Origin of the sequence: Pseudomonas sp. S31 (assembly GCF_016648105.1) — a bacterium.
In the GTDB taxonomy this organism is placed as follows: Bacteria; Pseudomonadota; Gammaproteobacteria; order Pseudomonadales; family Pseudomonadaceae; genus Aquipseudomonas.
This window is the reverse complement of sequence record NZ_JACVVE010000016.1, coordinates 104,440-118,279: the sequence shown is the minus strand read 5'-3', so window position 1 is coordinate 118,279 and position 13,840 is coordinate 104,440. Positions and strand designations below refer to the sequence as shown.

General features: G+C 64.4%; 12 protein-coding genes and 3 pseudogenes. 6 read left to right on the top strand and 9 right to left on the bottom strand.

From position 1 onward, the window contains the following. Window positions 1-75 precede the first annotated feature (75 nt). Window positions 76-615: pseudogene (nadC, locus tag IAE37_RS14205) on the top strand (carboxylating nicotinate-nucleotide diphosphorylase); the annotation flags it as partial. A gap of 263 nt (window positions 616-878) precedes the next feature. Here nadC and trxB read toward each other — a convergent pair. Continuing rightward, complete coding sequence (gene trxB, locus IAE37_RS14200; RefSeq protein WP_201174593.1) at window positions 879-1,841, bottom strand: thioredoxin-disulfide reductase; 963 nt, start codon at window positions 1,839-1,841, stop codon at window positions 879-881. A 329-nt stretch (window positions 1,842-2,170) separates the two neighbouring features. Here trxB and cysZ point away from each other — a divergent pair, with 329 nt between their 5' ends. Then, on the top strand, window positions 2,171-2,899 hold the full coding sequence (gene cysZ, locus IAE37_RS14195; RefSeq protein WP_201174592.1) for a sulfate transporter CysZ: 729 nt from the start codon (window positions 2,171-2,173) through the stop codon (window positions 2,897-2,899). Window positions 2,900-2,982: 83 nt separating this feature from the next. Then, window positions 2,983-3,372 carry a hypothetical protein gene (locus tag IAE37_RS14190; RefSeq protein WP_201174591.1) on the top strand — a complete coding sequence of 130 codons (390 nt, stop codon included), beginning with the start codon at window positions 2,983-2,985 and terminating at the stop codon, window positions 3,370-3,372. Between the two features lie 64 nt (window positions 3,373-3,436). Here the strand turns inward: IAE37_RS14190 and IAE37_RS29200 are convergent. Both IAE37_RS29200 and IAE37_RS29195 read right to left on the bottom strand, forming a co-directional pair. Next, window positions 3,437-3,847, bottom strand: a pseudogene (locus IAE37_RS29200) (methyl-accepting chemotaxis protein); the annotation flags it as partial. Window positions 3,848-3,979: 132 nt separating this feature from the next. Continuing rightward, window positions 3,980-4,663, bottom strand: a pseudogene (locus tag IAE37_RS29195) (PAS domain-containing protein); the annotation flags it as partial. Between the two features lie 267 nt (window positions 4,664-4,930). Here IAE37_RS29195 and IAE37_RS14180 point away from each other — a divergent pair. Beyond that, window positions 4,931-6,154, top strand: coding sequence for a glycosyltransferase family 4 protein (locus tag IAE37_RS14180; RefSeq protein WP_201174589.1), 1,224 nt, complete (start codon window positions 4,931-4,933; stop codon window positions 6,152-6,154). Window positions 6,155-6,186: 32 nt separating this feature from the next. On the opposite strand, the gene IAE37_RS14175 is transcribed toward IAE37_RS14180, so the two are convergent. Next, entirely contained in the window at window positions 6,187-6,669 is a 483-nt protein-coding gene (locus tag IAE37_RS14175; RefSeq protein WP_201174588.1) for a glutathione peroxidase, read from the bottom strand. A gap of 147 nt (window positions 6,670-6,816) precedes the next feature. Then, window positions 6,817-7,302 carry an FKBP-type peptidyl-prolyl cis-trans isomerase gene (locus IAE37_RS14170; RefSeq protein ID WP_201174586.1) on the bottom strand — a complete coding sequence of 162 codons (486 nt, stop codon included), beginning with the start codon at window positions 7,300-7,302 and terminating at the stop codon, window positions 6,817-6,819. On the opposite strand from IAE37_RS14170, the gene IAE37_RS14165 reads away from it, so the two are divergent. Beyond that, a complete protein-coding gene (locus IAE37_RS14165) occupies window positions 7,301-7,603 on the top strand; it encodes a DUF3565 domain-containing protein (protein ID WP_201174584.1) in 303 nt (100 codons plus the stop codon). The genes IAE37_RS14170 and IAE37_RS14165 overlap by 2 nt on opposite strands. A 31-nt stretch (window positions 7,604-7,634) precedes the next feature. Then, window positions 7,635-9,722, top strand: coding sequence for a phosphate acetyltransferase (gene pta, locus IAE37_RS14160; protein WP_201174582.1), 2,088 nt, complete (start codon window positions 7,635-7,637; stop codon window positions 9,720-9,722). Window positions 9,723-9,825: 103 nt separating this feature from the next. On the opposite strand, the gene IAE37_RS14155 is transcribed toward pta, so the two are convergent. From IAE37_RS14155 to IAE37_RS14140, 4 genes are all read right to left on the bottom strand, one after another. Beyond that, on the bottom strand, window positions 9,826-10,533 hold the full coding sequence (locus IAE37_RS14155; protein ID WP_201174580.1) for an OmpA family protein: 708 nt from the start codon (window positions 10,531-10,533) through the stop codon (window positions 9,826-9,828). Between the two features lie 111 nt (window positions 10,534-10,644). Beyond that, window positions 10,645-11,286, bottom strand: coding sequence for an MBL fold metallo-hydrolase (locus tag IAE37_RS14150; RefSeq protein ID WP_201174578.1), 642 nt, complete (start codon window positions 11,284-11,286; stop codon window positions 10,645-10,647). 123 nt (window positions 11,287-11,409) lie between these two features. After that, window positions 11,410-12,102, bottom strand: a complete 693-nt coding sequence (locus IAE37_RS14145) for a sensor histidine kinase (protein WP_201174576.1) — start codon at window positions 12,100-12,102, stop codon at window positions 11,410-11,412. Further along, on the bottom strand, window positions 12,099-13,706 hold the full coding sequence (locus IAE37_RS14140; protein ID WP_201174574.1) for a tetratricopeptide repeat-containing response regulator: 1,608 nt from the start codon (window positions 13,704-13,706) through the stop codon (window positions 12,099-12,101). The genes IAE37_RS14145 and IAE37_RS14140 overlap by 4 nt, the downstream gene beginning before the upstream one ends. Window positions 13,707-13,840: the final 134 nt, after the last annotated feature.

Sequence of the window (13,840 nt, the reverse complement as noted above, 5' to 3'; positions counted from 1 at the left end):
CCCCCCCCCGCGCCGCCCCGCCCCCCCCCCCCCCCCCCGGCGCGCCCGCGCCCCCCCCCCCCCCCCCCCCCCCCCGCGGCGCTGAACTTCTTGCAGATGCTCTCGGGCGTCGCCACCCGCGCACACTTCCTCGCCGGGCTGGTCGCCGGCACCCAGGTACGCCTGCTCGACACCCGCAAGACTCTGCCGGGGCTGCGCCTGGCGCAGAAGTACGCAGTCACCTGCGGCGGCTGCCACAACCACCGCATCGGCCTGTACGACGCCTTCCTGATCAAGGAAAACCACATCGCCGCCTGCGGCGGCGTGGCCGAGGCCGTCGCCGCTGCGCACCGCATCGCGCCGGGCAAGCCGGTGGAAATCGAAGTGGAAAGCCTCGACGAACTGCGCCAGGCGCTGGAAGCCGGCGCCGACATCGTGATGCTCGACGAGCTGAGCCTGGATGAAATGCGTGAAGCGGTACGCATCAATGCCGGCAAGGCCAAGCTGGAGGCCAGCGGCGGGGTCAATGAAAGCACCCTGCGGGTGATTGCCGAGACGGGCGTCGACTACATCTCGATCGGGGCGATGACCAAGGACGTCAAGGCCGTGGATCTTTCCATGCGCTTGAGTTTGTGACGCCGTTGTTCCACGACTGAATTCGAGGGTGCCCTCCCCGGCCTATTCGCGGGTAAACCCGCTCCTACAGGCCCTTTGTCGATTTCGAAAAAAGCGCTGTACCTGTGGGAGCGGGTTTACCCGCGAACACCGGCAGCGCCGGTGCCATCCACCCATCGTGTTCAGGGAGCCGAGGGCACCCTCACCTACGCCAATAGAGATCCAGGCCAAATCACAGGCACAAAAAAACCGGCCCCAGTAGGGGCCGGTTTTTTTCAGGGCGATCAGAACGAGGCGTTGGCCAGGCCGTCCAGATAGCGCTCGACGTCCAGCGCCGCCATGCAACCGGCGCCGGCCGAGGTGATGGCCTGGCGGTAGACGTGGTCGGCCACGTCGCCAGCGGCGAACACGCCCTCGACATTGGTAGCGGTGGCATTGCCTTCACGGCCGCCCTGAACCACCAGGTAGCCGTCCTTGAGGGTCAGCTGGCCTTCGAACAGCGAGGTGTTCGGAGTGTGGCCAATGGCGATGAACACGCCGTCGACCTTGATTTCGTCGCTGCTGCCGTCGTTGTTCTTCAGGCGCGCACCGGTCACGCCCATGTTGTCACCCAGCACTTCGTCCAGGGTGGCATTGAGCTTGAGTTCGATCTTGCCTTCGGCAACGCGGGCATGCAGCTTGTCGACCAGGATCTTCTCGGCGCGGAAGGTATCGCGGCGGTGCACCAGGGTCACTTTGCTGGCGAGGTTGGCCAGGTACAGGGCCTCTTCCACGGCGGTATTACCGCCACCGACCACGGCGACCGGCTTGTTGCGGTAGAAGAAACCGTCGCAGGTGGCGCAGGCCGAAACGCCCTTGCCCATGAACGCTTCCTCGGACGGCAGGCCCAGGTAGCGGGCGCTGGCGCCGGTGGCGACGATCAGCGCGTCGCAAGTGTAGCGGCCGCTGTCGCCCTGCAGGGTGAACGGCTTGTTGGCCAGGTCGACGGCGTTGATGTGGTCGAAGACGATTTCGGTCTCGAAGCGCTCGGCGTGTTCCTGCATGCGCTGCATCAGGGCTGGGCCGGTCAGGCCGTGGGGGTCGCCCGGCCAGTTGTCGACTTCGGTAGTGGTGGTCAGCTGGCCGCCGGCCTGCATGCCGGTGATCAGCAGCGGCTTGAGGTTGGCGCGGGCGGCATAGACCGCGGCGCTGTAACCGGCAGGGCCGGAACCGAGGATGATTACCCGCGAATGACGTACTTCGGACATGTCGAACTCCTGTCGAGCCGGCGGCGCAAGGCCGGCATCGGGTGCCGGCTGCGCCTGCTGGTATTAAAAAGGACCTTCGCAGCACTTGGGGAAGGCTACAACGCGTCGGTCCAAAAGCAAAAATATGAGCGCACTTTAACGAGGTCGCAGAGATTAAGGAAATATCCTCCGACAATCCACCTCATAGCCATCCTCTATCCGATGCCCCAGCCTGGCGCAAAAACCTTCCAGGTTTGTTACAGGCGATGTCTTCATGGGCAGTCACCTTTCGTCGGCGCGGCAAACTCGGTAAGGTCAGCGCGTTTCCTCTCGTTTTGCGGAGTGTCCCGATGCAAGCCCCCGCCCTCTCCGGCCCGCAGTACCTGCGCGAAGGCCTGAAACTGGTGTTGAGCCCCAACCTGCGGCTGTTCGTGCTGCTGCCCCTGGCGATCAACCTGCTGCTGTTCGGCGGCCTGATCTACTTCGCCGGTCACCAGTTCAGCCTGTGGGTCGACAGCTTGATGCCGACCCTGCCCGACTGGCTGGGCTTTCTGACCTACATCCTGTGGCCACTGTTCGTCGCCCTGGTGGTGCTGATGGTGTTCTTCACCTTCACCCTGGTGGCCAACGTCATCGCCGCGCCGTTCAACGGCTTTCTGGCGGAAAAGGTCGAAGTGGTGGTGCGCGGCACAGACCCCTTCCCGGCCTTCAGTTGGGGTGAACTGGTCGCCATGGTGCCGCGCACCCTGGGCCGCGAGATGCGCAAGCTCGGCTATTTCCTGCCGCGGGCCATTGGCCTGTTCATCCTGTCGTTCATCCCTGTGGTCAACGTGGTGGCGGCACCGTTGTGGCTGGTGTTCGGCATCTGGATGATGGCCATCCAGTACATCGACTACCCGGCGGACAACAACAAGATGAGCTGGCAGGACATGCTCGCCTGGCTGCGGCAGAAGCGCTGGCAGTCGCTGGGCTTTGGCGGCATCACCTACCTGGCGCTGATGATCCCGCTGGTGAACGTGGTGATGATGCCAGCCGCGGTGGCGGGCGCCACGCTGTTCTGGGTACGCGAGCGCACGTAGTACCCGGCTACCGCAAACCGCACCACCCCGTGGGTTTCAATCTCTCCTGGCCGCAATACCGCGGCCTTTACTGGAGATCGATCATGGAATTCTACGACGTCAAATCGAAAGACTTCATCGAGCTGGCCGGCATCCCCGAGCATCAGCAAGGCTTCAAGGTTGCCGAGCATCGCGTGAAATGGCGGTTGCGCGAAACCCTGGAATTCAAGGGCGTCACCCACCCTTATGATCAGATCTACTACTCGGCGGCTGCGGGCGGCGTGGTGATCTTCAGCAAATCGCTGGTACAGATGCTGACCGAGGCGGTGGTGAACAGCGATGCCACCACGATCAAGGTCGGCACCGGCGGTGGTTTCTACTCCATCCAGCACACGATGCCTGAGGAGCTGCGCGTGGATATCGCGGTAGACCTGGTCAACGAAGTGATGGCGATCGTGTACGAGCACATCAAGGAAACAGAAGCCAAAGGCTGATTCTTGCCTCGATGCACGGGGCCCGCTAGGCGGGCCCTTTCATCTGGCGAGTTACCGGCCTGTTTCAGTGGCTGAGCTGGCTGGAAAACTGCCCCACCGCATCCACCACCTTCTTCGCCCCCTCCTGGATCTCGACGATCACCCCGCCGGTATCGGCTGCCAATGCGAGCCCCTGCTCGGCCTGGCGCTTGCTGGTGTCGATGATACCCACCGCCGCCTGGGCCAACTGTTCGTTCTGCTGCACCACCCTGGCGATCTCCTCGGTGGCGCTGCTGGTGCGCGAGGCCAGCTGGCGCACTTCGTCGGCGACCACGGCGAAACCGCGGCCCTGCTCACCGGCTCGCGCCGCCTCGATGGCCGCGTTGAGCGCCAACAGGTTGGTCTGCCCGGCGATATCGCTGATGGTCTTGATGATCGCACCAATCACCTTGGACTGCTGGTCCAGCGCCTGGATACCGCTCGCGGCCTCCTGCATCGAGCCTTCCAGGCCGCGCATCACCTCGACCGTCTGGGTCACCACCTCAGTGGCCCGGCGTGCGCTGGCATCGGTATCCAGCGACGTGGTGTAGGCAATATCCGCAGCCTCGGCCACCGCCCGCTCCTGGTCCACCTGGCCAGTGATGACCGTGGCGAACTTGACCACTTTGTACAGCACGTCGTGAGCATCCAAGATCGGGTTGTAGGACGCTTCGAGCCAAACCGTGTTGCCATGGGCATCGACCCGCTTGAAGCGGTCGGCCACGTATTCGCCGCGACGCAGCTTGTCCCAGAACGCCTGATAGCCCGCGGAATTGGCTTCCTGCGGGTCGCAGAAGAAACGATGGTGCTTGCCACGTATCTGCTCCAGGCGGTAGCCGACCGCCTCCAGGAAGCGATCATTGGCCGTGAGCACCGTGCCCTCGAGGTCGAACTCGATGACCGCAGTGGAACGCATCAGGGCCTTGATCAGGCTTTCGTGCTCGCGCGAGGTCTCGATGGTGCGGGTCAGGTCGCTGGAGTGCAGCGAAAAGTGCCGAATACGCCCATCCGCAGTCTTGACCGGCTGCAGGATCGAGCGCAGCCAGGCCTCCTTGCCGTTGCCGCGCAGCAGGCGAAAGGCGCCATTGAGGTGTTCGCCACGGGCGATAGCGCTTTTCATGCGCTGGTAGAAGTCGAGCTTCTTCACATGCGCCGGCACGATATCCTCGATGTTGCGCCCAAGCAGTTGCTCGGCGCGATAGAGCATCTCAGTCTCGAAGTTTCCGTTGACCTGCTCGATGCGCCCTTGGGGGTCGAGTTGCAGCACCAGCATCTCGCTGTCGAGGCTGCTCTTGACCTGCTCGATGGCCATCAGTTCTTCACGCAGTTGCTGGTTTTCTTGCTTGAGCTTGCTGTTGAACATTCTCGCTCTCCCGGAGCGCATCAACGAATTCGGATGCAAGGTCATCGGCCGTGCAGCAGGCCGCTTGAGCACGCCAGCAGGAATTATCACAGGCCCGGGAGCGCCGGAAATCAGGCGTCACCAGCACGTCACATATCCGTCACATTCGCGCAACGCGGCAGGCGGAAACTTTTTATCATGAATACACCCGCCCTACGCATCACCTTGGTCAGCGAAACCTTCCCACCCGAGATCAACGGCGTGGCCAACACCCTTGGCCGCCTCGGCGATGGCTTGCGCCTGCGTGGACACCTGGTGGAAATCGTGCGCCCGCGCCAGCCCGGTGAAACACCGGTGCATGACGACCCGCAGATGATGTTGTGCCGCGGCTGGGCACTGCCGGGCTATCCCGGCTTGCAGTGGGGCGAGGTATCGATGCACAAGCTGTTGCGCCGCTGGCGTCGGCAACGCCCGGACGTGCTGTACATCGCCACCGAGGGCCCGCTGGGGCTGAGCGCACTACGCGCCGCCAGGCGTCTGGGCATCGCCGTGGTCAGCGGCTTCCACACCAATTTCCCGCAGTATTGCGGCCAGTATGGGCTGGGCCTGCTGGCGCGCCTGCTGACCCATTACCTGCGTTGGTTCCATCGGCGCACCGTGGCCACCCTGGTCCCCAGCCAGAGCCAACGCCTGGAGCTGGAACGCCGCGGCTTCGAACGCCTGGCCCTGCTGGCACGCGGCGTGGATGCCTGCCTGTTCAACCCGGCCCGGCGCAGCCAGGCCTTGCGTCAGGCTTGGGGGCTAGGCCCGGACGACATTGCCGTGATGCAAGTCGGCCGGCTGGCGGCGGAAAAAAATCTCGGTTTGCTGCACCCGACCATGAGCGCCCTGCACAACGCCTACCCAGGCAAACGCCTGCGCCTGGTGGTGGTCGGCGATGGGCCGCAGCGCAGCGCCCTCGAACAGCAACTGCCGCAAGCGCTGTTCTGCGGCGCCCGACGCGGTGAGGACCTTGCCGAACACTACGCCAGCGGCGACCTGTTCCTGTTCCCGAGCCTGACCGAGACCTTCGGCAACGTGGTCCTCGAAGCCATGGCATCTGGGCTCGCCGTGGTCGCCTACGACGAGGCCGCCGCCGCCCAGCATATCCGCCATGGCCACAGCGGTGCGCTGGCCATGCCGGGCGACCAGGCGGGCTTCATCGACGCCGCCTGCTGGTTGCTGGAAGAATCCGAGACCTTGCGCCGGGTTCGCCTCAACGCCCGGCAGCACGCCAGCCGCCAGGGTTGGCCGGCCATCGTCGAACAGTTCGAGGTCCACCTGCGCGATGCCTGCCATGCAGCAGGCGCGAACATCGGCCAACCTGCCGACGCGGCGCTGGCGATCAAGCCAGGATCGGCGGGCCGCGCTGGCCAGGGATAAGGAAGAGCGGGCTGCCAGGCAGCCCGGGTGGGTCAGCCCAGCGCTTTCTCGATGGCCTGCACTACGGCCGGGTCATCGGGCGTGGTACGCGGGGCGAAACGCGCCAGTACACGGCCATCCTTGCCGACCAGGAATTTCTCGAAGTTCCAGCTGATGTCCCCCGGGAACTCGGCGCCTTCGCCTGCCAGCAGGCGGTACAACGAATGGCGTTGCGGGCCGTTGACCTCGAGCTTGCCGCCCAGCGGGAAGCTCACCCCGTAGTTGAGGTCGCAGAACTCGCGGATTTCCTTCTCGCTGCCCGGCTCCTGCGCGGCGAACTGGTTGCACGGCAGGCCGAGCACCTTGAAGCCCTTTTCCCTGTACAGCTGGTAGAGGTTCTCCAGGGCTTTGTATTGCGGCGTCAGCCCGCACTTGGAGGCGACATTGACCACCAGCACCACCTGGCCCTTGAACGGTGCGAGGGGCAGATCCTCGCCGTTCAGCGCCTTCAACGTCAGGTCGTGAAATGCACTCATGTTGTGTTCCCCTCTCAGGTTCCCATAGACCGCGGGGCAAAATCCGCCCACTAAAAAGGCGCCCGTTCAAACCATCCACCTCCCATAGGGAAGGCAGGTCGGCTTGCCCGAGCGCCTTGGCGACTTTCTGAGCTTAGCGCAGAAAAATCAGTGGTGATGGCCACCTTCACCATGGACGTGACGGTGCGCGATTTCTTCTTCGCTGGCGTCACGAACGTCGACCACCTTGACCTTGAAGTTCAGGCGCTGGCCGGCCAGTGGGTGGTTGCCGTCGACGGTGACGTCGTCGCCGTCGATGTCGCGAATGGTCACGATTTGCATCTGGCCATCTGGCGCCGAGGCGTGGAACTGCATGCCGACTTCCAGTTGGTCGACGCCTTCGAACAGGCTGCGGTTCAGGGTGCTGACCAGCTCGGCCAGGTATTCGCCGTAGGCGTCTTCCGGCTCGATGGCGACGTCCAGTTCGTCACCGGCCTGCTTGCCTTCCAGGGCTTTTTCCAGGCCCGGAATGATGTTGGCGGCACCGTGCAGGTAAACCAGCGGCGCACCGCCGGCGGAGCTGTCGATGGTCTCCCCGGCGTCGTTGGTCAGGGTATAGTCGATGGAGACTGCCTTGTTGGCGGCGATCAGCATGGGGCAAGACCTTTTGCAAAAGAATGTAGAACGGACAAGTGTAACCAAGGCATCGCCCGATTGCGAACGCACCTCGGACGAGCAACGGCCCATCAGTCGGATCGAAGGCTTTCACCAGGACGAAGACGGCCACTGGGTGGTCGAGCTGACCTGCGGCCATACCCAGCACCTGCGCCACCAGCCGCCGTGGCAGGCGCGCCCGTGGGTGCTCGACGCCGAGCAACGGGCGCAGCGCATTGGCCAGCCATTTGCCTGTGGTTGGTGCGCACAGGCGACCGATAGCGCTACCCTTGGCCGTTGACCCCTTGCACCGCTTATTTCGAGAAGCACGCATGCAGACATTTTTCATTGCGCCGACCGACTTCGGTGTCGGCCTGACGTCGATCAGCCTCGGCCTGGTCCGCACCCTCGAGCGGGCCGGCCTGAAGGTCGGTTTCTTCAAACCGATCGCCCAGCCTCACCCTGGCGACACCGGGCCCGAGCGCTCCACCGAGCTGGTGGCGCGAACCCACGGTATCAACCCACCACTGCCGTTGAGCCTGGCCCAGGTCGAGCGCATGCTCGGCGACGGCCAGCTCGACGAGTTGCTCGAGGCAATCATCCGCCTCTACCAGCAGGCCTGCGTGGGCAACGACGTGGTGGTGGTCGAAGGTATGGTGCCAACCCGCCACGCCAGCTATGCCGCGCGGGTCAACCTGCACCTGGCCAAGAGCCTGGATGCCGAGGTGATTCTGGTCTCGGCACCGGAAAACGAGGTGCTCAGCGAACTCTCCGGCCGCGTCGAACTGCAGGCCCAGCTGTTCGGCGGGCCGCGCGACCCGAAGGTGCTCGGCGTGGTGCTGAACAAGGTCCGTACCGACGAAAGCATGGCAGACTTCGCCACGCGCCTGCGCGAGCACTCGCCCCTGCTGCGCGGCAACGATTTCCGCCTGCTCGGCTGCATCCCTTACCAGGCCGAGCTGAACGCCCCGCGCACCCGCGATGTGGCCGAACTGCTCGGCGCCCAGGTGCTCAACGCCGGCGACTACGAGCAACGGCGCATGAACAAGATCATCATCTGCGCGCGCACCGTGGCCAATACCGTGCCGCTGCTGACCCCCGGCACCCTGGTGGTGACCCCGGGCGATCGCGACGACATCATCCTCGCCGTGAGCCTGGCGGCGATCAACGGGGTGCCCCTGGCCGGTCTGCTGCTCACCAGCGACAGCAAGCCTGACAGCCGGATTCTCGAACTGTGCCGGGGCGCGCTGCAGGCCGGCCTGCCGATTCTGTCGGTGAGCACCGGCTCGTACGACACCGCCAACCAGCTCAATTCGCTCAATCGCGAGATCCCGGTGGACGATCGTGAACGCGCCGAATTCATCACTGACTTCGTCGCCAGCCACCTCGACGCCGCCTGGCTCCATCAGCGTTGTGGCACGCCACGCGAACCGCGCCTGTCGCCGGCAGTGTTCCGCTACCAGTTGATCCAGCGCGCGCAGCAGGCCAACAAGCGCATCGTCCTGCCCGAGGGGGCCGAGCCACTGCTGGTGCAAGCCGCCGCCATCTGCCAGGCACGCGGCATCGCCCGCTGCGTGCTGTTGGCCAAACCCGAGCAAGTCGAGGCCGTGGCCCGGGCCCAGGGCATCAGCTTGCCGCCCGACCTGGAGATCCTCGACCCCGAGCGCATTCGTGGCCGTTATGTCGAGCCCATGGTCGAGCTGCGCAGGAGCAAGAACCTGAACGCCCCGATGGCCGAACAGCAGCTCGAGGACCCGGTGGTGATCGGCACCATGATGCTGGCCCTCGACGAAGTCGACGGCCTGGTCTCGGGCCTGGTCCACTCCACTGCCAACACCATCCGTCCGGCGCTGCAGCTGATCAAGACCGCACCGGGCAGCAGCCTGGTGTCATCGGTCTATTTCATGCTGTTCCCCGAGCAGGTGCTGGTGTACGGCGACTGCGTGATGAACCCTCACCCGAGCGCCGCCGAGCTGGCGGAAATCGCCCGGCAGAGCGCCGAATCGGCGCAGGCCTTCGGGATCGCTCCACGCGTGGCGATGATCAGCTATTCGCACGATTCGGCGAGCGACGAGGAGGTGGAGAAGGTGCGCGAGGCCACGCGCCTGGCGCAACAGGGCCAACAGCCACTGCTGATCGACGGCCCTCTGCAATACGACGCTGCGGCTAACCCGCAGGTGGCTCGCCAGCTGGCGCTGCAAAGCCCGGTAGCCGGGCAGGCCACGGTATTCGTGTTCCCTGACCTGAACACCGGCAACACCACGCACAAGGCCGTGCAACGCAGTACCGAAGGGGTCAGCCTGGGGCCGATGCTGCAGGGCCTGCGCAAGCCGGTGAACGACCTGCCGCGCGGGGCACAGGTCGACGATATCGTGCACACCATCGCCCTGACGGCGATCCAGGCCAGCGTCGCCGACTGAGCGCGCGCCCTTCCCCCCTGCGCATCACCCTGTAGGAGCGGCCTTGTGCCGCTCCTACAGGTCAGATCCGGCCAGGCCGGGGGTCAGGTCAGGTCAGGTCAGGTCAGGGATACTGCTGCACGGTGCCCTGCTGGTCATACTGCTGACCAGGGATCGGCTTCAGGTTGACCTCGACGCGGCGGTTCTGCGCACGGCCGTTGGCATCGGCGTTGCTCGCGATCGGCTGGTCCGGGCCCATGCCACGGACGGTCACTCGCGAGCCATCGACGCCCTGGGAAGTGAGGTAGGTGCTGACCGCCTGCGCACGGCGCTGGGACAGGTCCATGTTGTGCTGGCGGCTACCGGTGCTGTCGGTGAAGCCGACCACTTCGATGGTGTTCTGGTTGAACTGCTTGAACGAGTTGGCCAGGTTGTTCAGGGGGGTGTAGAAGCTCGGCGCGATGTTGGCCGAGTCGGTGGCAAAGGTGATGTTGCCCGGCATGATCAGCTTGATCTGGTCACCTTGACGCTGCACTTCGACGCCAGTATTGGCCATCTGCGCACGCAGCGCGGCTTCCTGCTTGTCGGCGTAGTAACCATAACCGGCGGCGGCCGCGCCCACCGCGGCGGCGCCGATCAGCGCACCCTTGCCACGGTTGTTGTGGTCGATGGCGGCACCTGCTACGGCACCTGCCAGGGCACCCAGGCCACCATACTTGGCGGTCTTGCTCATGCCGGAGGAGCCTTGGGAATCGTATGGGTTCTGCCCGGCACAACCGGCCATCAGGGCCGCGGTGGTTGCGACGATAATCAGACGACGCATGGTGAACATGGACAAGCTCCTACTGAAATTCATAAGTGCGGCGGATCGCGAACGGATCATCGCCAGGGTTGGATCGTGCGACGGCAAAAAAATTCCATTGTGCCAGCAGATACCCTAGCCCTATGCCCGCACGAACGGGTTCTCGCGCATCTCGTCACCCAGACGCGTGTCCGCACCATGGCCAGTCACCACGATGGCGTCTTCATCCAGGCGGTACAGACGCTCCTTGATCGAGCGCACGATGGCGCGCTGATCGCCACCCCACAGGTCGGTGCGGCCGATACCGCGACGGAACAGGGTGTCGCCAGCGATCAGCAGCTTGGCGTCGGCGAACCAGAAACTCATCGAGCCTGGGGTGTGCCCCGGCGTGTGCAGGGCCACCCCGCAGCCACACGCCAACGCTTCATCGTCACCTAACCAGCGGTCGGGTGCCGGCACCGGGGTATAGGGCACGCCGAACATCTGGCATTGCATTTCCAGGTTGTCCCACAGCGGCTGGTCGTCCTTGTGCAGGTGCAAGGTAGCACCGGTCAGCTCCTTGAGCTTGCCGGACGCGAGGAAATGGTCGAAATGGGCATGGGTGTGGATGATGCTCACCAGGGTCAGGCCATGGGCCTGCAGGCGGGCGAGGATCTTCTCCGGGTCACCGCCCGGGTCGACGACGATGGCCTTCTTGCTGACTGGGTCGCCGATCAGGGTGCAATTGCATTGCAGCGGGCCGACGGGGAAGGTTTCGCGGATGAGAGAGGGTTGGGGCGGCATGAGGTTTACCAAGGAGATCATGACAGCGTGTAGCTTACCGTTTATTGGAGCCTGCATTCCAAACTGACCTATCCACAGGCTCATCACCACCTTGGGAAGCAGCCAAACACGCGCTGCTATTCCTCACGGCAAATACAAGCGGAACAGCCCCCCACCCAACGCCCCACCATTGCTGATCTCGATCCGCCCATGCACACCATCGCGCTCGTGCAGGGCGGCGATCCGTGCCGCGAAGTACAGTCCCAGGCCGGTGCTGCCGCTCTGCGCGTCGATGCCCTGCACGTAGTCCTGCTGGCGTTCGAGCATGCGCTGTGGATAACCCGGTCCGTCGTCGTTGACGCTGATCACCAGTTGCTCGTCCAGCTCCTCGATGCCGATCAACAGGGCGTGGCCGGCGTAGCGGATGGCGTTGGTCAGCACGTTGGCCACCACCGAGGCGACCAGCTCGCGGTCGAAGAAGCCCAGCGGGTTCTCCGTGTCGATGCGCCAGGTGGCGAGGATATCGCGGTGCTCCAGCACCTCCTGGTGCCCAGCCAGCTGGGCCTCGATGAAGTCTTCCAGTTCGTGGTAGTCCGGGCACAGCGGCAGCTGGTTCACGCCCAGTTTGTACAGGCCCAGCATCTGCACCAACATGCCGTTGAGGTGACGGAATTCGTGCTCGATCACGCCCTGCTCGCTGCCCTGGCGCAGCCCTTCGGGCAGCCGCGCGAGGAACTGGTCGTGGGCCTGGATCAACGCCGACAGGGAGTTTTTCAGGTCGTGCACGGTGGAGGCGATCACCGTGGAAAAGTCCAGCCCCTGGTCTACCTGGCTCATGCGCCGAACACCCGGATGTGCAACTTGCGATAACGATCATGGCGGCTGTCGCTGGTCGGAATCCCGGCGACACTTTGCAGACAGGCCCGGCACTCCTGCATGAGCTCGGCAGAAGGCGATTCACCGCCGATACGCAGCAGCGCTTGGGCGGTGTTGAGCGCGATGCTGATGTTCTTGGGCTGCAGGGCCAACGCCTTGCGGAACATCCCCAGCGCTTCGTTGAGCTGCCCGCCCTGGTAGCTGCGCACGCCTTGGCGGTTGAGGTCGACAGCCTCGGTGACGGCGCCGAGCACCGTTGGGTCGTCGGTCAGCTTGGCCACGCTCTGCATGACCTTGGGATCGTCACCGTAGGTTTCCACGCACCCCTTGAGAATCGCGCCACCGGCCGACTCCTGGCCCAACGCCTGCAACTGCTTGGCCACGGTCAGCGCCGCCTCGACGGAGAAGAACTGCTCCATCTTGTCCAGGCGCTGCATGGCTTGCTCGGTGAGCTTGGCAGCCGTCTCGGCGTCGCCGGCCTGCTGCAGGCTGGCCGCCTTCATCAAGCGCGCGCGCACCTGCAGGCCCTGATCCTCGACGTTTTCCTTGGCCACTTCACCGAGCACGGTGTTGATCTCTACCCGGGTGCGCGCGTCCAGGCCGAAGCCCGCGTTCTTGTTCATCAGCGCCTGGACCAGGCCGAGGTTGCTCTCGGCATCCTTGTAGCGCGAGCTCTGCCCCTGGTTCACCGCGTGGCGGTAGGCCTTGGAGGCACTCTCGAAATCTTCGTTGTCCAACGCCAGCTTGCCCAGCGCCGCCTGGCGGCGCACCGCCAGCGGCGACAGGCGTACGGCTTCCTCGAGCATGTTCTGCGCACGCTTGGTTTCGCCCTGGGCCACCAGCACTTCGGCCATGCCATCGTACAGCGCCGGCATGATCGGGAAGGCTTTCAGCGCCTGCTCGTACACGCCCTGTGCCTGGTCGTGCTGGCCCCGCTTGTGCAACAGGTTGCCCAGCGCCGAATACACCCAAGGCTGTGGGCGGCTGGCGAGGATCGACTTGAGGAACTTCTCCAGCTCGTCGAAACGATTGAGGTCGCGCAGCGCATCGGCCCGATAGCGCAGGCACAGCGGCGCGAAGCGCGGGTCCTGCTTGCACAGTTCGGCACAGGCCGCCAGCACCTCGGCCGGGCGACCACGATCCAGGGCCTGGAGGATCGGCTTGAGCAAGGTCTTGCGCTGCGTCAGCTTCTCCAGGCGCTGGGCCAGGCCGACGCGGTTGAAGGGCTTGGTCAGGTAGGCGTCGGGCTCGTGTTCCAGGGTGCTGAGCACGATCGACTGGCTGCTCTCGGCCGTGACCATGATGAACACGCATTCATGGCTGATCAGCTTGTCGAGAATCAGGTCCTCCAGCACCTGCTGGCCATTCTTCTTGCCATCGCCAAGGTGGAAATCCTGGAGGATGAAGTCGTAGCGCTTCTGCCCACACATGCGCAGCGCCTGTTCGCCGCTGTCGGCGGTATCGACGTCACGCACGCCCAACTCACGCAACATGGACCGGGTCGAGGTGCGGAAATCGGTGAAGTCGTCGACGATCAGAAAAGTTTTTTGCCCGTACTGCAGCATCAACGCGACCTGTCTGGGGTGATGGGAAAAGGGTGCGTGGCGATGCATCCCGCCGAATGCTTTATCGGCAACGGGGCTGGAAAGATGAGCGCGGAGCGTCGGACACATCAATAAGTGGCATCTTGCCAGTATTT